Below are 21,446 nucleotides of genomic sequence, written 5' to 3' on the forward strand. Positions count from 1 at the left end.
TGTTCAGGCATGCGGCGAAGAGGCTTGCGATGAACAACGACGCTACTTCTCACGGTGATGTGCCTCAGCGCCAACCCGATGCCGGGACAGAAGGCACGGATGACTTTGCACTTGAGGAACAGACTCCACGCAGCAATCCGCGCTACGACCAGATGTTTCCGGTGCTGACCGAATCTGAAATCGAGTGTGTCATCCGGTTCGGCGCGCCGCGCAGCTACGCTGCCGGCGAAATGCTCTACCGGGTAGGCGGCGCAAGCCCCGGCATGTTCGTGCTGCTGTCGGGGACGATACGCTATGCCCGCCGGGACGGACTGGGCCATCGCAGATTGCTTCGCGCCAGGGTGCAACGGGGCGAGTTCACGTCCGACATCTGCATGCTCTCAGGTAAGCCCGGGCTGGTCGATGCGGAAGTAACGGAAAATGTCGAGGCACTGGTTATTCCGCCCGACCGGTTACGCGCGTTGATGATCGCCGAAGCCGAGCTTGGCGAAAGGATCATGCGCGCGCTGATCTTGAGGCGCGTCGCAGCCATCGAGCGCGGACAGGGGGCGGTGCTCGTGGGCGCGCCCGACGATGCCCGGCTGCTCGCGCTCCAGTACTTCCTGCGTCGAAATGGCCATCCGCACATGACGCTTGACGTACATGATGCCGAGGCCATCGCCTTGCTTGAGCGTTTGACTCCTTTGAGCAGCGACATGCCTCTCGTTTTATGCCCGAACGGCACCGTGCTGCGCAATCCCGATGAGGCACAGTTGGCATCGTGCCTGGGACTTATTCCGGAATTCGATCCTGCACACATTTATGATGTCGCGGTTGTGGGCGCTGGGCCGGCCGGACTCGCGGCGGCCGTGTATGCGGCGTCTGAAGGTTTGTCGGTAGCCGTTTTCGATTGCCGGGCGCCGGGTGGCCAGGCGGGCACGAGTTCGCGCATCGAAAATTACCTCGGTTTTCCGACCGGAATCTCGGGTCAGGCGCTGGCCGGGAGAGCGTTTAACCAGGCACAGAAATTCGGCGCGCACATTGGAATTCCGATCGAAGTGAAGGCCTTGCACTGCGACCGCTATCCGCTCGAAATCGAGCTTGCAAACTCTCAACATATCGCGGCCCGTACGGTAGTGATTGCGAGCGGTGCTGAATACCGGCGTCCGGCGGTGGACGGCCTTGCGCGCTTCGAAGGTCGTGGTGTTTATTATTGGGCAACGCCAATTGAAGCGCGGCTGTGCCGCAATGAGCCGGTGCTTCTGATCGGCGGCGGGAATTCGGCGGGACAGGCGATCGCTTTTCTCGCTTCGCAGGTTGCCCACGTGCACGTGCTCGTTCGCGGCACGGATCTCGAGCGCGGCATGTCACGTTATCTGATTGAGCGTATTGCAGCGCTGCCGAACGTGACGATCAACACAGGCGCGAAGATGACGTCACTGGAAGGCGATGAACGACTCGAGCGTGTCCACTATCGGCGGAGCGACGGTCTCGACGGGCACGTCGCGACGCATCATCTTTTCCTTTTCATCGGCGCTGAGCCTAATACGGGCTGGCTGCGAAGGTGCGGTGTATTGCTGGAATCGAAAGGATTTGTATTAACGGGCGCTGACGTCGGAGCGGAGGCTGTAACGCGCACCTTGCCGCTGGAAACCAGTGTAGACGGGGTGTTCGCCATTGGTGACGTGCGATCGGGATCCACGAAGCGTGTCGCGGCGGCCGTGGGTGAGGGAGCTGCCGTGATAGCGCAGATTCATACTTTTCTGGCGGCGCATGCCGATTCGGCTGTGATTCGCTAGCGGTCGTTTCGTCAGCGCGTTACCAGTTTGATGGCGTCGTCAACAAGCTCGAATTGGCCAGGCCGCAACATTTCGGCGAGATCGTATTTTATCAACCTGCGCCGCAGCGCCCCTGCGTTTGCCGACCTAACGTCGCTGTGGCCAATCTCAAGAGGTGAGGTTGAGCATTCACACCTGTGCGAGGCCACCGTCGACGAACAGATCGATACCTGTGACGAAGCTGCTGTCCTCGGATGCAAGGAACAATACAGCGGCCGCGATTTCCTCGGCGCGACCGACGCGTCCCAACGGTGTCGCGGCGGCGAACCGGGCGCGCAACTCGTCCGCTTCGGCGGCGGTGGAAACCTGACTTTCGATAATCGGCGTGTCGATGGCGCCAGGGCTGACGGCATTGACGCGGATGCCACGGTCCTTCAATTCGATGGTCCATGTGCGAGCAAGTGAGCGAACGGCTGCTTTTGCCGCGCTGTAGGTGTCGTGGGCCGGTAGGCCTTTGACTCCTGCGATGGAACTGGTCAGGATGATGCTGCCTCCAGCGGACATCAGCGGTAACGCCTTCTGCACGGTGAAAATGAGTCCACGCACGTTGACGTTGAAGGTTGCGTCGTAGTGTTCGGGCGAGATCTCGTCAAGCGTCCGGTGTTCAATCGAACCTGAATTGGCGAAAAGCACGTCGATCTTGCCACGCTCTTGCCTGACTATGGAGAACAGGCGATCAAGGTCGTCAAGCCTGGTCACGTCGGCCTGCACGGCCGTCACGTTGCGCCCGATCTGCTGCGCCGCCTTGTCGAGTTCCGATTGCCGCCTGCCAACGATGAACACATAAGCGCCCTCGTCGACAAACCGTTGCGCGGTGGCAAGGCCGATGCCGCTGCTGCCGCCCGTAATGACGGCCGTCTTGTTCGTGAGTCGATCCATGATGCGCTCCAACGAGTGTTTGGGAAAAAATGAGTGTGATGTGAAAGGCCAATCGGCCAAAACGGTGCTTGAGCCCGTTTTGGCCTGCCCTTTTCGAAGCGCGGTTACGCAGCAACGACCTCGGAATGAGAGGCGTAGTCCGTATAGCCGCGTGCATCGCCGCCGTAGAATGTTGAGCGATCATAGTGAGTGAGTGGCTTGCCGGCGCGCAGACGTTCGGGCAGGTCGGGGTTCGAAATAAACATGCGCCCAAACGCGACGAGGTCCGCATGGCCGTCGACAAAGATCTGTTCGGCGCTTTCCCCCGTAAAGCCACCCGCGGCGATAATCGTGCCTTGGTAAATGCGGCGCATGTCCCTGGACGTAACGTCCGATGCGCTCGTCTCCTGCTCGACGATGCCCGCAATTTCGTTCAGCTCGAGCGCGCGCGGCACGACCAGTTCAGCTTCGGTGATGTTGCCGTCCCCGTCGCGAATGGCCGCGTGTTCGAGCGAGCGCAACGCGGAAGGGGCCACAGGCGTGACGCCGCCCGTGTTGGCCGGATGCGCCGGTCCGACATGGGTACGGCTGAAGAGCTTGTTCATTCGTTCATCCCTCTGGGGAGCGTTGACGATGAGCGAATCATGGCCGCCATAGCGGCGGTGCAGAAGAGGGCTGCCAGCGATAACTGTCATTCCGTGCGGGCATGTCGTGAACCGCGACCAGACCACCATGCCTGAGCGGAATGTCAGCTATGCCCGATACGCGCCTGTTGCAAAGCGGGATATGCAGACATGATCGGCACGTCGAGTCATCGAACGGGACAGGGGCCGGATGTCCGCAATCGACGCCGAACTTCCATCGCGGGGTGCGCGGCAGTCTCGACGGCCAATCAGCAAAGGGAACGGCGAGATGAAGATACTGGTGACGAGCGCCAGCGGGGCGAACGGCGATGGATACGGCCAGCTCCTGGCGTTCTCGATGGATGGGACGGCGCAAGGCGCTTTCAGCAACGACTTACGTATCGTCGATCCGCGTGGACTTCGCGTGAGCGCGAACCAGCAGTTGCTCTACGTCAACAGCGGCGACGACCGCATTCTCGCGCTCGACTCGCGGGGCGAAGTTCAATACGACACGTGCCATATCCCGGGCCTAAATGCCGGCGGCGGCAACCTCGGACCGGACGGACGCTACTACGTGGGATTGCGGACGGAAAGGACCATCGCCGCATTCCCGCCCGATCTCGATGGCATCGGCACGCCCATACTGCAGCGCGGCATCGCCCCGTTTCCGCGCGGCTTCGCGTTCGCCGATGATGGCGGGCTGTTTCTCGCGTCAGGCGTCGGACCGGATGGGCGGGGCGAAAATGCGATTCTGCAGTTCACGTTGAGCGGCGCACTCAGGAACTGCACGTTCGCAGCCACCGACACAATGAGTCCGCTGGATCTCTCAATCGCGCCCGGGGGCAATGTACTGGTGTCGAGCGAGTTTCCGTTCGATTCGCCCGCAGCCGCGACATCTGTTAGAGAATACGACGCAAGCAGCGGGGCGCTGGTGCGCGTCTTCTCTCCTCCGGACGGGGTGCCGTTTCGCCGTCCGCGCGGTTTGCGGTTCGGACCTGATGGCCATCTGTATTGCACGGCGCAGGATGGCGTGATCGCATTCGACTATGAAAGCGGGCGCTGCCTCGGTGTGGTCGTCGATCATCCTCGGCTGAACGGGCAGGCAATCGAGTTTTTCGGCGACTGAATCGTCGTTGCGCACGCCGGCGCCCGCAAAATGACTACCTCGAACAAAGCGGGAGACGCGCAGTATGGACCGACTGGACTTTGCCCGCGCTCGATCTGTGGGCCGTCTTTCCATCAGGGCGGCTGGTGCCGGCGAAAGCGCGCGCATTCGTTGAATTCGTCGAAGAGGCACTCGCTCGGGCGTAATAGCGAGTCGTATCGACCGAACCCATTACTCAATGGAATAACCGGAATTCCGCACCATCTACTACTGCCAACTCCTGTTAGAGACTAAATTTCGTTCAACCGACTGAGACGTCGGAAGGTCACTCAAATATATCGCGCGATATGCGGCGCGAGAGCTTTGAGCTGGTACAGAAATGATCGAATTGGAGAAATGGAATGGGCAACAGCAGCAAGGTTCTGGTGGCGGGTGCGAGCGGACTCATTGGCGTAGCCGCTATCGAAGGCTTCCTCTCAGCAGGTTGGGATGTTGTCGGCATTTCCAGGCGCAAGCCGGAGCTGCCGAGTGGCCGCGACTTCGAATTTATCCCGGTGGACTTGCGCAACGAGAACGCCGCCCGTGAAGCGCTGTCTGCGCTTGACGGCATCACGCATGTTGCGTATGCAGCAATCTACGAGAACGCGGATGATCTGGTGAGCGGCTGGTCGAACGCCGATCAGATCGAAATCAACAATACGATGCTGCGCAACGTCATCGAGCCTCTGGTTTCAGGGAAGTCGACACTCAAGCACGTATCCATCCTGCAGGGGACGAAGGCATACGGCGTCCACCTTCACCCTATCGCTATCCCTGCACGCGAGAGCGATCCCCGCGACAATCACGCGAACTTCTTCTTCGACCAACAGGATTACGTCCACGACGAGGGTCAAAAGCACGGCTTCACATACACTGTGCTGCGCCCGCAACTCGTCACCGGGAAGACAGCTGGCGCGCTCAACGTGCTGCCGGCCATTGGCGTCTACGCAGCTATCCGCCGCGAAAAGGGCGAAGCATTCGGCTTTCCTGGCGGCCCATCGTTCGTGTGGGAAATGGCCGACGCCGATCTCGTCGGCCAGGTGATGGTTTGGGCGGCGCAATCTCCACAAGCGGAGAACGAGATCTTCAACGTCACCAACGGCGATGTCTTCGAATGGCGGAGCGTGTGGCCGGCGATGGCGAAGACGCTGGGCGCGAACGTCGGAGCAGATGAGCCTGTCAGTATCGCGCAGTACATTCGCGACAACGCCGACGTGTGGGCGAAGATCGTCGACAAGTACGGCCTTGCGAGTGGCGATCTTCATGCGTTCGTCGGACAGGGCGATCAGCATGCGGACTTTGCGTTTGCATACGGCGCACCGGCGGGCCCGGTTGCTTTCGTCAGCACCATCAAGCTTCGCAAAGCGGGATTCAATGCGGCCGTCGACACCCGGGATGCATTTTGCGACGCGCTCCAGTCTTTCATAGACCGGAAGCTCCTGCCGCCCGCACTGTGATAAGTCGAGGCGGACAGATCGCCAGGTTGAATCGTTGGCACGGCGAGGATCGGGCGTAGTGGCTTCGAGACTCGCCGCGCGTATCGTGAAATCGGCGAAGTGTGTCACGAGCATGCCGGCTCTGACAGTTTTCCGTGACCATGCGTCAGCATGGTACGCGTCAAACGCTTCCCGGGTGTTTGGGTTTTTACATTCGCAACAATGCGCTGCGCAAGTCGACAAACAACGATCGCCGATTGGGTGTCGGACTCGAGCAGGCTTGCGAGACGGCGACGTTACCTGGGTTCGCGTCCAAGCCTGGCGCCCAGGCGCATCGCCAGAACGATGTTCGCGCATCGCCGACCATATGTTGTCGCGTGCAGGAAGGTCCGTATCCTGAGCGTATGCATCGTTCGGCTTCAGCGGCAGCTTTTGACCAGTCAGCTTGCCTTTATTCCAAGCCTCGCGGGTTTGCCTGGCTTCCGTGGCAGACTCCAACTTGCTGGGTAGGAGTCCGATTGTGTGCGGAAAGAAACAATGTGTATAAGGTGACATGACGTGAGGCAATCAACGGGGCCAAAGGCGCGACGAGCATGGTTGATCAGGGTGTCCAACGATAAACAATGATGCTGGAGCCGTTGTAGTTGTCCTTTGTGATGACGTACTCCCCGGTCGACCGAAGGTACGCTCTGAGGCCGTACATCGAATCGACGTCATTGCCGACGTACACGGTATTGGGGCTGCTGTTGATCAACGTGGTGTCCAGGCTGCCTGTGGTCAGATTGAAGGCGTCGATGTTGGGCACGGTGTGTACGTATCCGACGAAGAGATAGTTGCCGGCTGCCGTGATTGACTTGGGATTGGCGCTGGTGATGTTGATCACCGGATTGGGAACGGTGGTGTTGCCTGCGAGCCAGCCGTGATAAACCTCGACCCGCGTTCCGATTGACGTCCAGTCTGTGCTCCCAACAATTCCTTGCGCCAGGATCATGGTGTCGCTACCCGGCAGGTAGATGATTCGCGTCAGGGGTGCGATAGTGCCCGGAATCGGCGTTGAAATTCCGGCTCCCCAATTCGGCTTACCGTTCGCATCAAAGCCGGTCAGCGGGTAGTGCCAGATGGCATTCGTCTTGTCCAAACCCGCCCAGACGTCTCCCTTGCTGTCAAGGCAGAATCCATCCCTGATCCTTGCGGCCGTATTGAACGCGGTGCCCGGAATCGACGCGTCCGGTATGGCGATGTAGCCATTCGCAGCGTTGAAGTGGAAGAAGTAGAAGATATCGGGATTCTGGCCGGCCGCCACAAGGATCCGGTTAGCTCCGACGGCGGCGAGTTGACCGAAGTGCTCACCGCGTCCCGGGTCGTTGATGTTGATGCGTGGATCGGATGGATAGTCGATCGGATCGACGGTGTTCGCTACGAAGGTTCCTCCGGCGGTGCCAGTGTAGATGTTGGTGCCTCCGTACAGGTAGGCGCCGTCTGTACCGGGGTCCGGAGCGGCAATCCCCTCGAAGTTGAGGGACTGAAGCGTCCATTGCCGATTACCGAAGCGGTCGTAAGCGTGAATGTCGGTGCCGCCGTCGCGGCCGAGGTCCCAGGTTCCGCCCCATGGGTTGTTGAGCACGTACAGGTTGCCGGCTGAGTCTTTGCCGATGCCGGTGATGCGGGTGAACCGCTTGTCACCCACCTGACCTTTGATTCCAGCCGTGGTGTCGAGATATCCGCCCCGAATGCCAAACGTACTGGCCAGAAATGGAGTGCTCGAGATGTTGTAGGTCTTGATGTTCATGTCGGGGCCCTCGTCGCCGATCATGAGTTGCGCTGTCGCCGAATCGAAATACAGCGCGGACGGTCGAGAGGCGACGGACATCTGGATGGTGTTCAGCGGCACGCCGGCCGGACTGAATTCGACGATCGCGCCCGCGCTCTTCTGAGCAACCCAGATATTTCCTGCGCTGTCCACGGCCAGCGCGCCAGGGGCTGAGACGGCGATATCCTGCTGCCAGACGCCGCCGGTGGTGTAGACCCGGACACGATTACCAGGAAAGTCACTCGCATACAGGAGCGAGCCCGACGTCGCAAGTCCGGTGATGACATCAGCCCGCCGCTCAGTCGTTGTCGCGCTGACGGAGATGAGTAGATCGCGAGTGCGACTGGTTCGGTCGTATCGCCCCACCGCGCCGCTGCCGTAAGTGGCGTTAAATTGCAAAGCGGCGAAGATTGAAGTTGCATTACCGGTAATGGCGCCACCCTGAAACTCGCTTTGTCTCCCTATGGACCCGATGCTTTGACCATTCTGGTATATCGCGATACCGCCTTCGTTTTCGTCCCACATGGACGCCGTATAGATGACGCCCTCGGGCGCTATCCACATGGAACGGGCGGCGTTACCCACGCGGGTGGTATTGGTCCCAAATGTGTTCGCCACCCAGTCGGTGCCGGATTGCGCCTGGCACGCTGGCGCAATCGTAGCGATCAGCACTGCGGCAAGAAATGACGCATAGATTCGTTTCATGATCGTGAAGGATGCCCTCCTCAGGCATCTAAACTGGGGATTGTGGTTTCGCCCGTGCTCGCAGCGCTGACAACCTGGTGTGGTCTACGTGGACGCCGACTGATGGCTCATGTGGCTGCCTACTTTGTCGTGCCGACATGCCCGCCAGGGGGCTGGACGATTCTTCGATCTGGAAGGGTCTTCTTCGACGCGTGCCCGGCGTGGCTCGCCCATTCGGCGAGCGGCGTTTCGCAGGAAATCATCTCCGTCCCTCGCCGCTCCGACACGTGTCGCGTCTGTCCAACCTGATACAGCGTTCGAACGGTATATCGGCGAGGTGGGGGAAAAGTTGAGTTGTTCGCGTTTCCGGTAAAGGTAGACATGCCAGACCTCAGCCCGAGCAGCGCTTGCAACTGTCGGCGAGACCAGATCCACCGGCGAGCGACTCTTTCAAACTGCGCCATGTCGACCTTTCCGGTCATACAGGTGTCCTCCGGATTGCGGTCGGCGAATGGCCGCTTCGTCGAAATGTTTTTGGCAGAAGACGACCCACACCCATTAGCGGGCCAATGTCAAGCGAGCAGGCGGCAGCATGGCTGCAAGGGCATCTTTTGATTGTCGATGTGCAGAAGCACTGGCGCGGATCTATAACAGTATTGCAGCCTGAAGACAACGTGCTGCCTGCTCGCCGGCCCCGACGTCGGCAATTCAACCTCGGAGGTTTAGCGGATACAGCCTGATGAGTCCATGCTTTGCCTGTTCGAATCTCGATTAGCCAGGTATCGGAGGTAATCATGGAGTACGAGTACCGCGGCTGGGTCATTGACGCGACCCCGGATTTCTCGCTTGGTCGGTTCTTCGCGCACGCGCGAATCATCCGAGCGTCGCCTGACGATGATGTGGACACTGAAATGCATATCGAGCGCAAGCTTGCCTGGTTTGATAGCGAAGACGAGGCGATCCAGGTTGCGCGCCACTGGGCGATTGAGTGGATCGACAAACGCGAAGGTAATATCGCCAGCCCGGACGCTGGTTCATCGACGCAGTACTACGATTTCCCGGCGCAGGCCCGGCCAAACAAAAGTCCGGATTCGCGATCCTGATGCCGGACGAGTGGCCCTGTGGCCATTCTGCAACGTCTGCGGCCGCGATTGACAGAAGCCCGCCCCACGGTAGATGCGCCAATGCGGCCTTTCGCATAAATTCAGACGAGATACCTGATTGCTTCAGAAACGCGGATGTGTACGATGGAACCTTCGTCAGCGCCCCTTGCGCGACGTGTGTGTTTCGGGCCGCGGCGATGTCTGCGGCCTTTTTTACATGCGGAATCGCTTTCAGCGCTTATGCAAGCCATTCGGCGTCGCTAACTTCGTCGTCGTCCGTTACCGCATGACTCGACATTCCTGAAAATCGGCTAAAAATCACTCGCCGCTCAATGCGATAGCAAGACGAGGTCGGACGGAACGTGCGAGATCCCGACGATTCTGTGGACGAGTCGCCATTTTCCCAGGCTCAGTGACCAAGACCGCTCCCGGCGATCTGCTGCTCCACGAACTGGGCAAACAGTGCATGCAGACGCGTCGTCGGATGAAGCTCGTCGGCGAACATGTACGTCTGATCGGCATTGGCCGTGACGTAGGTAGCCTGCGAGCACAGCAAGGCCGTCTCATCGGGCGTTTTCGCCGGACACAACAGCATGTCGCCGAGACTGTCCGCATTCGGAACCCTCCGAACGCGCCCCAATTTTTGACCGCACTCGCTCGATCGGCCGATCTGGTCTACTCTCGTTAGATCGTATGAACTGATCGAGGAGACCCGTGCTCACGTCTGCCAAGGGCGACGCAGTCTGGACCGCTGGCCTTGTGCGGCGCATCTACGTGCTCCGGATTCTCGGCTATGCGATGGGCTTTCTACCCGTGCTGTTCCTGCTGCACGTGCAGCATGCGTCGGTGTGGCTCCTCTTCGGCGTTTTTGCCGTCTGCCTTATCTGGCCGCATGTCGCCTACCGGCGCGTGCGCCCTGTCGTCGCAGATGCGCCCCGCAAAGAGCGATGGAATATGCTCTTCGATTCGGCACTCGGCGGCTGGCTCGTCGCGGCCGTTCATTTCGAGCCCGTCGCGACGGTCGTCATCCTGTTGATGTTTGCGCTCGACAACATGGCGGTCGGCGGGTGGCCTCTCTTCGTCGCTGGGGTGGGCGCAAGTGCCGCAGGTGTTCTCGTCGGGATGGCAACCTTAGGTATCGCCTTATATCCACTGGATGCACGGATCGCGCCGCTTTGGCTGCCCGTCATCTGCGTCTATCCGCTCGTCTTCGCCAAAACGACCCATGACGTCTCGGTGAAGCTTCTCGATCGCTCACGACGTCTGCGCGAGCTGAGCGAGTGCGACCACCTGACCGGGCTCGCGAATCGAGCGGCGGTCGCCGCACGATTGCACGCCCTGCTCTCCGAGCCGGGCTGGGACAGCCGATCTGTCTGTGTCGTTTTCCTCGACCTCGATGCCTTCAAGACCGTCAACGATGCGCTCGGGCACAGCGTCGGCGATCTGTTGCTCGTCGAAGTTGCCGAGCGTCTGCAGGCCTGCGCGGGTCCAGGCGCCGTCGTCGGTCGCTATGGCGGCGACGAGTTCATCGCCATTGCTCCGGGTGGGCGAGACGAGGCGGCAAGCTTCGATCTGCCCGATGCCGTGCTCGCGGCGATGGCGAAGCCGGCGCTCGTCGGCGGGCATGAGCTCGTCGTCAGTGCGAGCGTCGGCGTCAGTGTATTTCCGATGGATGGAAGCGATGCGGAAACGTTGATCCGGTGCGCGGACATGGCGATGTACGCTGCCAAGAGCCGCGGCCGCAACTGCTGGGAACGCTATCGGCCTGAAATGCGTGCGGCGGCCGATGCGAAGCTTATCCTCTCGGCACGCCTCAGAAGGGGGATCGGACGAGGTGCCCTGCGGCTGCATTACCAGCCGCAAGTCGACATGCGCAGTGGTCGCGTGCTTGGCGTCGAAGCGCTCGTGCGCTGGTACGACGAGGTTTACGGCGAGATCGCCCCAGAGGAATTCGTCTCGATTGCGGAAACGTCGGGGCTCGTCGCGGACCTCGGCGAGTGGGTACTGCGCGAGGCTTGCCGTCAGTCAGTCCATTGGCGGCGCATGGGTCTCGCACCGATGCGCATGTCGATCAATCTTTCGCCGCTGCAGTTGCAGCGCGCGAATATCGTCAAGACGTTTCAGACCATCATCCGCCAGACGGGCGTCGATCCAACGAAACTCGAGTTCGAGGTCACCGAGACCGCGCTGATGAAGCAACCCGAGATCGCCGTGCGCCGCCTTCACGAGTTTCGCCGCGCCGGTATCAGCGTGGCGATCGACGATTTCGGCATGGGCTACTCGAGCCTCAGTCAATTGCGCGCGCTGCCACTCGATCGCATCAAGATCGATCGGGCGTTCCTGCATGGCGTCGGGGAAAGCGACCCTGGTGCGATCGTGACGGCGATCGTCACGGTCGCAAAGGCGCTGGGATTATCCGTCATCGCCGAAGGCGTCGAGACGCTCGCGCAGCAGGAGTTCCTGCTAGCTCTCGGCTGTATGGAAGCGCAGGGGTTTCGTTTCAGCAAGCCGCTCGATGCCGAGAGCATCACGCGTTTGCTCGCCGACGGCGGCCCGTTGCCGCGACCGCCGCTCGCAACGCGTGGCGCTAAGGTCATCGTCTGAGCCGCACGCGGCTGGCCGCACCATTTTTAACGGTTTCAGTGTCGCGCACCGCCTGCCACAGAAGTCATCGAAATGATTGTGTCACCGGCGCAAGAGATTCCCGTGGGTTGCCGGGCCTCGGAGCGGCAAGGTCTCAGTGCGTTAAGGGTTGGTCGATGCCTGCCAGCAACGCACGGCGGCGCACTCACATTCCTGTGGGCGATGGCAGGCATCGACCAACCCTAAACGGTTGCACTCACTGAGCTACGACGCCGCAAAGCTGCCGTAGGTGCAGCGAATTTCAGACGTCTGTCAGGAAGTTCGGATGACTCGCGCGGATCTGATCGACCTGATTCAGCGTACCCGACAGATGCTTGCGAAGGCCGAAGTCAAGGCGTTCCGCGTCAACGAGCTGGAGCAGGCGCGCGTCTGGATCAACACCTGAGCGCCGCCTGGCGAATTTCGTAGCAGTCCGGCTGCACGTCGGAGCGCGATTGACCTGCGCAATCAAGATGCCATTGGCATTCGCGCTCTTGCTTGCACTGGCGGCTAAGGCGGCTAAGGGGCCATTAGCGCCTGTTTGATTTTTCTGAGACCAATGGGACGGACGCGTCATTCGAATGGCGCCAGCGACATGGAAACGAACGCCCCGTCATGGCCGCTCGCTGCCCCACGCGCTCACGGGCGCCGCGGTCCGCTCAATCTCTCTTGTCTGCGGGGGTACCCAGCCTCGCTAGTGGCACAATTATTGCGCAAGCTTGAAGCCCTTGTCGGGCAAGACCGAGCCGGTTTTTGAGCTTGGCCGGAGTACTTTCCAAAACTCAAAGGAGCCTGTAAAGGTCGGAGGACGTGGGGTTGGGTGATCGTTAAAGGGAGCTGCATTCTATGGTACGGGGACGTCGGTTGCGAGGGGGAAGCCGCGAAGGGCGTAGCCCGTAGTGGCTTCCCCCTCGCGAGCAGAGTGACGCAGACTATGCGCTGCGGGATCGGGCAAAGCTCCACACGTCGGCATACCGGGGCTGGGTCTGGCCAGCAACCTTGCCCATCAGACGTTCCCGAGCCTCGCGAACCTGACGGGCGGCTTCGACATCGGTCTGGCTGCGCGCCTGCTGCTGCAGTTGATCGAGCGTGATGCCCTCGCGCAGGAAGCGGCCCGCGTCTGGCAGGCTGGCGAGCTTTTCGAGGGGCGTCATGACGTCCTCGTGCCGATGGACCCGACGGGTGCGGCCCGGCTTCTTCGGATCAGGGACCTCGGTGCCGAACAGACAGGGCCGGTGCATGTTCAAAAAAGGATTGAGCAGATCAACGCAGAAGGCATTGAACTGCTTCGCCCACTCGGCCGGTATGTACGCATAGCCAAACTGTCTGCGCACGACATTGCCGTTCCTGGATTCGGCCAGTGCGTTGACGTTGCAGTGCCGTGGGCGTGAGCGGGTGAAATCGATGAGTTGCTCCTTGAGCATCCTGGCGACCTCGTGGTTGATGTACTCCGAACCACCATCGCTGTGAAAGCCAAGGATGCGGAATGGAGACTGGTCAATCATGTCGCGCAGTACCGGGAGCAGGTGTTCGCGCTCCAGTGTCGGCACGGTAGCAACGACCTCCCATTGCGTGACGCAGTCGACGGCATTGATGTGGTACACGCCGCGCTGATCCTCGGTGTTGCCCTGATGAACGCTGTCGATGCGGATGAAACCGGGGCGGTTCTCTGGCGCAGGAGCCCGGCGCACGGCGATAGCCGCGCCCTTGGGGTTCGCCCGGGTCTTCGTGTAGGTCGTGTGATGCAGGCGATAAGCCTGCGAGCGGCGCAGGTTGTACAGGTGAGATGCTGAAAGGTGCTGCAGGCGCTCGAACCGCTCGTCGCCGTAGACCTGATACATCCGGCGCAACACCACGACCATTGCCGGGCCGGAAAGCCTGCCGTATTCGCGCTCGGTCTCGGCGAGCGTGAACACGTCCTCATCCGTGTAGCGGCGGGCAAAGGCATTCGCGGGCGTGCCCTTCACCCACGCGAGCCTGTGCCCGAGCATCCAGAGTTGCACCAGCCGTGTCATGTGAGTCCGACTGAAGCCACTGAAGCGCCGCAGATAGCGCAGGACGAGCCCACGATGAGGCCGCTTGAGCTGGTTATAACGGAAGCGGCGCAGCACCGAGCCGACCCACTCGCGACGTTTGCTGGGGCTTGCGGCGGGAGCAAAGTCGAGCGTCTGCGTGCCGTCCAGGACGGCTCGCACCTGGTCCAGGGCGCGGATCTGTGATTCATTCAAGTTGACGATCATCCGGTGATGATCACCCATCCCCGTTCCCAGGCGCCGGTCAACTCAGGCGTGTCGGGCCGGCAACAGGCCCATTTGCCGTTGGAAACGCGCCAGAAGCTGCTCGCAAACGCATCCGTAGCACCCGTTCAGGCTCGCGTGCGGTTAGACAGCGCTAGCGCAAGAGCCTTGACAAAGGTTGACACTTTGGCCGACCCGACCACGATACCCTATTGCAGTATCAGCTTGCTTCGCCTTTAATCTGCCAGACATAAGCGGCAAGTAAAACGTTTATGCGAAACAGGTATTTTAAGATTAGGAGTACAGATGTTGAGTGACGTTGAACACGAAAGCTGTCCCTACCAGTTGCACTCTTCACTGCACCTCTACGCGATGGTGCACAAGCCGCTTGATGCGCCCTCGGTGCCTCCCGGTTTGAATTACTGCGGGGACATGCAGATGCTTTGTCACCGTACAGACCACGGACGCATGATCTGCACCTATCTCAGTCCGCTCGATGCCGTCATGGGGTCGACGGATCTGCACGACGGCGACGATCACTTCTGGCCGATTGACTTCAGATGTGTCGATACCCGTCATTTTCTGGAGCAGAACGGAAGCCTGAACGTCTCCGTCAATTACGCTTTCGCGGCAGACCGGGGCCGGATTGTCATCGGCAAACGCGCTCAACCCATCATGGTCTATACGGGTGATTCGTTCGAGATACCACGTGATCTGTGGGACCACTTTTCCATCCAGTTTTCGGGGCGAGTCGTTGACCTGATTGAAGACACCCTCGTAAAAGCGGGCCTGCCGAATTTCTCTGAAACGCTGGAAGCGATGGATAGCTGGTCCTCCGCAGAGATTGCTGATGCAGCCGAACAGGCGATTGCGAGAATGCCGCCCACGGTCCTCTTTGAAGAGATCGGCAAAACATCCATGGACCAGTGCGCGATCTATGACCCGGAGTCGTGTGACTGGCTGTTCGTGGATTTCGACCAGGCAAAGGAGCCGCATAGGTGAAACGTTTTCTGATTGTGTTTGGTGACAAGACAACAGCGGGCGGCGTGGTTATCACGCGACATACAGGAGACTGAGCGCATGGCGATTTTTTATGCGGCAGTAGAGGACGATCCTCTGGACAGCGGCAAGGGAAGCTACGTTCTCGCCAGCGTTCGCGTTGGAACGGTCAAGGGCGAGGACGGCAGAGATCGAAGGCTGGTGTTCGTCGGTGACAGTGCCTGGTGCGAGCGGTGCAAGACGATGGGTGTGATCACCGGTGGGGCACCTGTCCCGGATAGACGGCGGCTGCTGGATGTCGTGAACGGCATGAGACGCCAGGCCGTGGGCGGCGATATGGTCGTATGCAAATGCGAACAGCACCCGCGAATCATCGCGGTTAATGGGCGCAAGTTCACGATCACGGTCGATGGTGACGGCGCGAAGGTTCTTAGTCGCAATGCACCACGGAGCGCCCCGTCTGTGTATGACGAGCAGTTCACTCTCCTGGATTCATATACCGGCCAACCGCTTAGCGGCGTGCGGTACCGCGTACACGTTGCCTTTGGCAAGGTGTACGCGGGTGTCACAGACGCACAGGGCCGAACGGAGCGTGTCAGTTCCGAAAATGCGCATGCGCTTCGACTGGAAGTACGAGGGGTATAGAGATGATGCGTCTGATTCTCGGTGTAGGCGATCAACCTGAGACGGGCGGTCACATTGTCCCGCTTTTGCTAAGCGTAACGCGCACGATTTTGGGCATTCACGTGGCGTACATAGGCGGACAAGCGTATTGCGAAGCCTGCAAGTGCATGGGACAAATCGCCAAGGCTGGCGGCCCACGTCGCAGTTACGTCTGTGGTCATGAAATCGCACTTGATGGCGACATTCTGCAATGCAAATGCCCGAATCCACCGCGCATGATCGCGACGACGCAAAAGAGGTCATGGGTCGATGATAGTGCGACAACACGTACCGCCGTCGGTGCACCCGGTATCGCGGCGCAAACCACGCACGACGAACAGTTCTCACTTACCGATGATGACGGGCAACCGATGCGCGGCGTGCGCTATCGCGTGCGTACTGGCTCGAACGTCGTAGCAAGCGGGGTCACTGATACGAACGGGCGAACGGGACGTATCACGACGGACGGAAGCCAACGGCTAAGGCTCGAAGTAGCGCATTGAACAGGAGGCAAGCATGTTTGATCGACTTGTAGCGGATGGGGACCGCACCACAACCGGCGGGTTTGTGATTGCGCGTAGCGGAAGCTATAACGAACAAGGTAAGGCATACGCGCGAAAAGAAAATCATGCGACGTGCGGAAACTGCAAAGGCGGGTGGCCGATATACGGCACCGCAGGCGATTGGATGGATGACGGCTTTCCGCTAGTGAAAGACTATGACCGCGTTCTATGCCCCTGCGGCAAGAATTTTGTCCTCGCGGCCGGTTCATCTTCGGCGTTCTATTCCGAGAGCAAAGGCGAGGCAACAGCCGCGCCGCTGTCAAAGGCTCTTATCCGTGACCAGCAATACACGCTCAAAGATAGCGATGGCCAACCGCTCGCGAATGTGCGCTATCGCGTGCGCATCGGCTCGAACGTCGTAGCAAGTGGCGTCACAGATGCCGGGGGGCGCACGCAGCGAATCAACACCGAAGACGCGCGGCGGCTAACCCTCGAAATCAGCGGAGGCACCTGATGCGTATTCCTGTAGTCAGATTTGGCGACCCCACGACCACAGGGGGGAAAGTTCTGGCGGTAAGAGCGAACATTCACGACAACACGAAAAAAATTGCACTCCACGGCGAACATGCAACGTGTGGTAACTGCAAAGGTTCGTGGCCAATGTTCGGCACCGGCGAAGGGATGAGCGAGCACGGAACCCAGGTGGTTATCCAGGGCGATCGAGTGCTATGCCCGTGTGGCAAGAATCGCGTTATCGCGGGTGAGGATGTCGGGTGCTTTATTCACAAAGACCCTGGCGGTTCGAATACCGCAACAACCGCCGAGTCCTTGCGCGAACCTGCGCCCGCTGCACAGCATGACGAGCAATTCACCTTGCTTGATGACGCACGCCGCCCACTTTCTAATGTGCGTTATCGCATCGTCACGGATAGCGGGCAAGTCTTCATTGGGACGACAAACGGAGCGGGCCAAACGCAACGCGTATTGACGCAAGGGTCGTCAGCGCTAAAACTTCAACTGGAGAAACAATTAAAATGACGGACTCTACACAATGGGTAACGGTTCACGACACCGCATGTACAAACACCAACCCTAATTCATGCGTTGAAGTTCGAATTTCCGCCAACCTGTTGTCGTGGGACCTCCCCGATAACAAATACGGCGACAAGTTGCCTTTGATTCCATCATCCTCGCATGTGCAGCATGGAAAGATTCTGTACCACCTGCCGATCAAAGCTACGCTAAGAAGCCGTGACATTCCCATTTCTGGTCGTACGCTATCCATCAAGAGCAATCGTGCAAATGATACCGTACGGGTTTCAGGCCCGACTGATTCAGACGGTTGCGCAATGGTGATACTCGAATCGCGCGAGCCGGGTGATTTGTCGTTATCAGTGGTGGACGATAATATAACGGCGGCGCCTTTGCGTGTAACGCTGAAAGAGGCATGGTATGAAAGCACTTTCCTCATTACTGGATATCATGTTTGCTTTGAAAGCGATTTTACAGGAGAGCCAGCACTTGCACGCGGCACGAATGATTACCACAAGAAAGATTTTCTATACAGCGCACGCGGCGTAGTTATGCAAGGCACAGGGAAAGCGTCAAATGGTCGATATATTCGACCAACTCAGGTAAATTCAGGCTGGCATCGCAACAATCGTGGCAATCGCGATTATTTAGACAACCCAGACGGTGTGGCATTTTCTTATACGGACTCAGTGCAAGGCGCGTATGGTCTCGTCACAGAGAATCATTCAATTGCCGTTGATCCCAATGTGATCCCGAAGCGGGCTCAAGTCAACATTGAAATGGTTGGCCGTCGCTTTGTGGATGATACCGGAAGCGCAATCATCGGGCATCACATAGACAATTTTGTCGGCGCTGGCGCAGCTATACAGGCAACATGGGAAAGCGGTCCGGTAAATAACACACAACGCAAGGTTAAATATATCGGTTTCGGGAGCTGATTAAATGTCGACTGGAAAGTATTTTCTGCGCGTAATCCTTGCAGGCTGCCTTGGTGTTGGCGCAATCCCGTTTGCCTACGCTGATGGTTCAGTGAGCTTTACATCGGACATCGTTCCGATGATGAAAAATCGCCCAATTTTTGAGCAATTCATAACCCAATCATTTTCAATTACCGATACCGGTTGGGGGATTCGAATTAATAGCCCAACAATGCCGCATATGGGCGGCGCGCGCATGGGGCCATATAGGTTTAATGCAATCTGGCATAGCCAAAAAGGCGATGTTCCTGTTACCCTCATAATAGACACAAAGACACAGTTTTTTGACACCCACCATCGAGAAATTATTGGTGATGATTTGCGAAAGACAACATCAATTACGGAGACTGTGGATTCGATAGAAGTCGAGTCGCCCAAAGGAAATTAGCGGTCTGGTTCCGTTACACCTGTTCGGATATTTAGTGATGGTTCAACCCCGCTTCGGCGGGGCTTTTCATTCCAGCGTCAGGTGCAAACGTGCTGCGCCTACGCTTTCGTAAGTGGCCGTCGCTGTTCCAGCAGGTCGGTACCGTGATAGGCTCCCTATTTGCTCGCTGCGTTGCTGCTGGCATGCGCAATTGCCATGCTGGCAGGCGTGGAGCCGGTACAGGCTACTGCGCCGGAAAGCGCACCGGATTAGCGATGCAAAAAGGCCCGCACGTCGCGGGCGTGCCCTTCACCCACGCGAGCCTGTGCCCGAGCATCCAGCGTTGCACCAGCCGTGTCATGTGAGCCCGGCTGAAGCCACTGAAGCGCCGCAGATAGCGCAGGACGAGCCCACGATGAGGCCGCTTGAGCTGGTTATAGCGCAAGCGGCGCAGCACCGATGCAACCCATTCGTGGCGTTCGCCGGGGCTTGCGGCGGGAGAAAAGTCGAGCGTCTGCGTGCCGTCCAGGACGGCGCGCACCTGGTCCAGGGCGCGGATCTGTGATTCATTCAAGTTGACGATCATCCGGTGATGATCACCCATCTCCGTTCCCAGGCGCCGGTCAACTCACGCGTGTCGGGCCGGCAACAGGCCCGTTTGCCGTTGGAAACGCGCCAGAAGCTGCCCGCAAACGCATCCGTAGCACCCGTTCAGGCTCGCGTGCGGTTAGACAGCGCTCCGGACCGCGAGTTGACAGTTCATGACAGATTTAATACGCCAACCTTTCGCGACACTCGGACAACATATCAAGGACTACCTATCGACACATCTCGAAGCAATCCCGTGCTGCAGTGACGGAATCGGACATGGTGAAGTGTAGTGATCCGATGTGGTTCTGCCGACATCTGTTGGTCCCTCGCGACAGCGGGAGAAGTCAATACTTCTTGAGCCTTTTCGCTGATCGGAGTTCTGAAAATAAGCAACTCGCATACGATGTAATAAATATTTCTCAATATCCGGTTATAAGCGGCCATGTCTGAAGAAGGCAATGCTGACCTATAAACGCCATATTCAGATATGAATATGGCGCGGCTGCGCTGTGTTCTTGATTGAGTGCTAATTCGGGCATGGCGTGCGCTCCAGATCGGCCCGGACCCCCGCCGATCAAGGCTTCCTTGGCCTCCGCACCGGCAGGGCGAGGGCAAGGCGTCTCCCCAATATGCAGGCTAAATAAACAGACAAATCAAAAATGTACTCCGTATATTGCAATTGAAAATTGAGCGGTTATGATGACGTCTCTGTAAGGATTTCCTGAACGTTTGCTTTGCAAAGGTAAAGGAAATATTTGCCGCCAGTCGCCGCGGAGAGGGTAATTAATGCTCGCGGCGCAGACAGACTAAATCGAGGAGACGATATGCTGAGTCCCCATGAATTCGCCACCTTGATGCTCATCAAGGACGCGCCGGATCAGATCGAACTGGGTCGCGCCGAGCTCGACACGCTGCTGGAGCGTCAACTCATATCGCTGGAAAGCCTTGCGTCGGGCCACCCACGTCCTCATGTCACAAGCGAAGGCGCTTCCATTCTCAAGGCCGTCGCGCGTAGGCGCTAGGGAATTGCGGCGCCTGTCGCTGCATCACGTGGCGAGCGCGCCGAAGAAGAAGTAAGCGAAGTAGCTTTTGTCGGACTTTAATGTGTAGTGCCTCTTGCTGTAACGACCCTCCGAAGTATTCGCGACGCATGCTGCCTGGCAGGCGTCCTTGCGCTTCGGTCCATCCATCATCGCCATTCGCCGCGCGACATCCGGTCGATCGGGGTTTCGCGCGGCGGACTGCATCCTGAGGAATTTCAATAATGGCTCTATCGAGTCCCGAGCAAATCGCCGCATCGCAGAAGGCCAGCCTCGACGCATTCTTCGGATTGACCGGCAAGGTCTTTGAAGGCGTCGAAAAACTGGTTGCGCTGAACCTGCAGGTCGTCAGGTCCACGCTGGCGGAATCGCAGGAGAACCTGACGAAGACGCCTGGCACAACAGACCCGCAGCAGTGGTTCACGCTGCAGGCCGGTTTCACCGCGCCTTTCGCGGAGAAATCACTGTCATACGGCCGTCAACTCTTCGACATCGCGTCAACTACACAGGCTGAGGTCGCGCAACTCGCACAGACGCAGTACGAACGGTATAACGCACGCATGCAGGAATTCATCGAGGAAGCGGCGAAGAGTGCTCCCGCGGGTTCCGAAGCGGCGATCGCTGCGTGGAAGTCCGCGATCAGCGCCACCACCACGCTGTGTGAATCGCTGCAGAAGACGGGGCAGCAGGCCGTGGAAATGGCCGGGACCAATCTCGAAGCCGTCACGGCCTCAGCGTCCAAGGCCGTCAAACGTAGTGCCACCGAGTCGGCTGCAGTAGCCGCGAGCGCGAAGCACTAAGACTCACGCGGGCAGCGATGCCCGCGTTCTCGGTTCCATACTTATATATAGGATTCCTTTTATTCACTTTGGGTAAGAGTCAGGCATTTCAATGCATCCAATTTTTGACTGAAGGCAGTGTTTCTACAGACGAGCACACC

Annotated in this window: 19 protein-coding genes and 3 pseudogenes; 15 read left to right on the top strand and 7 right to left on the bottom strand. The window is 58.9% G+C overall.

The genetic code is table 11. The annotated features are described in order from the left end of the window. Nucleotides 1–29 precede the first annotated feature (29 nt). Nucleotides 30–1,778: an FAD-dependent oxidoreductase gene (locus P3T23_RS11440; RefSeq protein WP_429316283.1), complete on the top strand. Its 1,749-nt coding sequence runs from the start codon at nucleotides 30–32 to the stop codon at nucleotides 1,776–1,778. Nucleotides 1,779–1,946: 168 nt separating this feature from the next. Here the strand turns inward: P3T23_RS11440 and P3T23_RS11445 are convergent, their stop codons facing one another. Together P3T23_RS11445 and P3T23_RS11450 are read right to left on the bottom strand one after the other, a co-directional pair. Beyond that, nucleotides 1,947–2,696 carry an SDR family NAD(P)-dependent oxidoreductase gene (locus tag P3T23_RS11445; protein WP_429316284.1) on the bottom strand — a complete coding sequence of 250 codons (750 nt, stop codon included), beginning with the start codon at nucleotides 2,694–2,696 and terminating at the stop codon, nucleotides 1,947–1,949. A gap of 104 nt (nucleotides 2,697–2,800) precedes the next feature. Beyond that, a complete protein-coding gene (locus P3T23_RS11450) occupies nucleotides 2,801–3,280 on the bottom strand; it encodes a hypothetical protein (protein WP_429316285.1) in 480 nt (159 codons plus the stop codon). 307 nt (nucleotides 3,281–3,587) lie between these two features. Here P3T23_RS11450 and P3T23_RS11455 point away from each other — a divergent pair, with 307 nt between their 5' ends. The 3 genes and pseudogenes from P3T23_RS11455 (at nucleotide 3,588) to P3T23_RS11465 (ending at nucleotide 5,899) form a co-directional block, all read left to right on the top strand. Next, nucleotides 3,588–4,424: a hypothetical protein gene (locus tag P3T23_RS11455; RefSeq protein ID WP_429316286.1), complete on the top strand. Its 837-nt coding sequence runs from the start codon at nucleotides 3,588–3,590 to the stop codon at nucleotides 4,422–4,424. A 56-nt stretch (nucleotides 4,425–4,480) separates the two neighbouring features. After that, nucleotides 4,481–4,609: pseudogene (locus P3T23_RS11460) on the top strand (LysR family transcriptional regulator); the annotation flags it as partial. Between the two features lie 195 nt (nucleotides 4,610–4,804). Then, nucleotides 4,805–5,899 (top strand): SDR family oxidoreductase, encoded by a 1,095-nt coding sequence (locus tag P3T23_RS11465; protein WP_429316287.1) that lies wholly within the window; start codon nucleotides 4,805–4,807, stop codon nucleotides 5,897–5,899. Nucleotides 5,900–6,479: 580 nt separating this feature from the next. Here the strand turns inward: P3T23_RS11465 and P3T23_RS11470 are convergent. Beyond that, the gene (locus P3T23_RS11470) at nucleotides 6,480–8,393 is read right to left on the bottom strand and encodes an SMP-30/gluconolactonase/LRE family protein (RefSeq protein ID WP_429316288.1); all 1,914 of its coding nucleotides are present in this window, start codon (nucleotides 8,391–8,393) and stop codon (nucleotides 6,480–6,482) included. 890 nt (nucleotides 8,394–9,283) lie between these two features. Here P3T23_RS11470 and P3T23_RS11475 point away from each other — a divergent pair. Further along, nucleotides 9,284–9,475: a hypothetical protein gene (locus P3T23_RS11475; RefSeq protein ID WP_429316289.1), complete on the top strand. Its 192-nt coding sequence runs from the start codon at nucleotides 9,284–9,286 to the stop codon at nucleotides 9,473–9,475. A 409-nt stretch (nucleotides 9,476–9,884) separates the two neighbouring features. Here P3T23_RS11475 and P3T23_RS11480 read toward each other — a convergent pair. Further along, nucleotides 9,885–10,058 (bottom strand): annotated as a pseudogene (locus tag P3T23_RS11480) (SGNH/GDSL hydrolase family protein); the annotation flags it as partial. A gap of 131 nt (nucleotides 10,059–10,189) precedes the next feature. On the opposite strand from P3T23_RS11480, the gene P3T23_RS11485 reads away from it, so the two are divergent. Continuing rightward, a complete protein-coding gene (locus P3T23_RS11485) occupies nucleotides 10,190–12,079 on the top strand; it encodes a putative bifunctional diguanylate cyclase/phosphodiesterase (protein WP_429316290.1) in 1,890 nt (629 codons plus the stop codon). A 280-nt stretch (nucleotides 12,080–12,359) separates the two neighbouring features. On the opposite strand, the pseudogene P3T23_RS11490 reads toward P3T23_RS11485, so the two are convergent. Next, a pseudogene (locus P3T23_RS11490) lies at nucleotides 12,360–12,443 on the bottom strand (GntR family transcriptional regulator); the annotation flags it as partial. A gap of 586 nt (nucleotides 12,444–13,029) precedes the next feature. Beyond that, a complete protein-coding gene (locus tag P3T23_RS11495) occupies nucleotides 13,030–14,355 on the bottom strand; it encodes an integrase (protein ID WP_429316291.1) in 1,326 nt (441 codons plus the stop codon). Nucleotides 14,356–14,640: 285 nt separating this feature from the next. Here P3T23_RS11495 and P3T23_RS11500 point away from each other — a divergent pair, with 285 nt between their 5' ends. The 7 genes from P3T23_RS11500 (at nucleotide 14,641) to P3T23_RS11530 (ending at nucleotide 18,896) form a co-directional block, all read left to right on the top strand. Beyond that, the gene (locus tag P3T23_RS11500) at nucleotides 14,641–15,336 is read left to right on the top strand and encodes a hypothetical protein (RefSeq protein WP_429316292.1); all 696 of its coding nucleotides are present in this window, start codon (nucleotides 14,641–14,643) and stop codon (nucleotides 15,334–15,336) included. Between the two features lie 78 nt (nucleotides 15,337–15,414). Then, nucleotides 15,415–15,978 (top strand): hypothetical protein, encoded by a 564-nt coding sequence (locus P3T23_RS11505; RefSeq protein WP_429316293.1) that lies wholly within the window; start codon nucleotides 15,415–15,417, stop codon nucleotides 15,976–15,978. A gap of 5 nt (nucleotides 15,979–15,983) precedes the next feature. After that, the gene (locus P3T23_RS11510) at nucleotides 15,984–16,499 is read left to right on the top strand and encodes a PAAR domain-containing protein (protein WP_429316665.1); all 516 of its coding nucleotides are present in this window, start codon (nucleotides 15,984–15,986) and stop codon (nucleotides 16,497–16,499) included. 13 nt (nucleotides 16,500–16,512) lie between these two features. After that, complete coding sequence (locus P3T23_RS11515; protein WP_429316294.1) at nucleotides 16,513–17,013, top strand: PAAR domain-containing protein; 501 nt, start codon at nucleotides 16,513–16,515, stop codon at nucleotides 17,011–17,013. After that, nucleotides 17,013–17,537, top strand: coding sequence for a PAAR domain-containing protein (locus tag P3T23_RS11520; protein ID WP_429316295.1), 525 nt, complete (start codon nucleotides 17,013–17,015; stop codon nucleotides 17,535–17,537). The genes P3T23_RS11515 and P3T23_RS11520 overlap by 1 nt, the downstream gene beginning before the upstream one ends. Then, nucleotides 17,534–18,469, top strand: coding sequence for a 3D domain-containing protein (locus tag P3T23_RS11525; protein ID WP_429316296.1), 936 nt, complete (start codon nucleotides 17,534–17,536; stop codon nucleotides 18,467–18,469). The genes P3T23_RS11520 and P3T23_RS11525 overlap by 4 nt, the downstream gene beginning before the upstream one ends. A 4-nt stretch (nucleotides 18,470–18,473) precedes the next feature. Then, nucleotides 18,474–18,896, top strand: a complete 423-nt coding sequence (locus P3T23_RS11530) for a hypothetical protein (RefSeq protein ID WP_429316297.1) — start codon at nucleotides 18,474–18,476, stop codon at nucleotides 18,894–18,896. Nucleotides 18,897–19,119: 223 nt separating this feature from the next. On the opposite strand, the gene P3T23_RS11535 is transcribed toward P3T23_RS11530, so the two are convergent. Beyond that, complete coding sequence (locus P3T23_RS11535; protein ID WP_429316298.1) at nucleotides 19,120–19,479, bottom strand: hypothetical protein; 360 nt, start codon at nucleotides 19,477–19,479, stop codon at nucleotides 19,120–19,122. An 811-nt stretch (nucleotides 19,480–20,290) separates the two neighbouring features. On the opposite strand from P3T23_RS11535, the gene P3T23_RS11540 reads away from it, so the two are divergent. Both P3T23_RS11540 and P3T23_RS11545 read left to right on the top strand, forming a co-directional pair. Then, nucleotides 20,291–20,488, top strand: a complete 198-nt coding sequence (locus P3T23_RS11540) for a hypothetical protein (protein ID WP_097391163.1) — start codon at nucleotides 20,291–20,293, stop codon at nucleotides 20,486–20,488. Nucleotides 20,489–20,730: 242 nt separating this feature from the next. Beyond that, nucleotides 20,731–21,306, top strand: coding sequence for a phasin family protein (locus tag P3T23_RS11545; protein ID WP_429316299.1), 576 nt, complete (start codon nucleotides 20,731–20,733; stop codon nucleotides 21,304–21,306). Nucleotides 21,307–21,446: the final 140 nt, after the last annotated feature.

Source organism: Paraburkholderia sp. GAS448 (assembly GCF_050435685.1).
Lineage (GTDB): Bacteria > Pseudomonadota > Gammaproteobacteria > Burkholderiales > Burkholderiaceae > Paraburkholderia.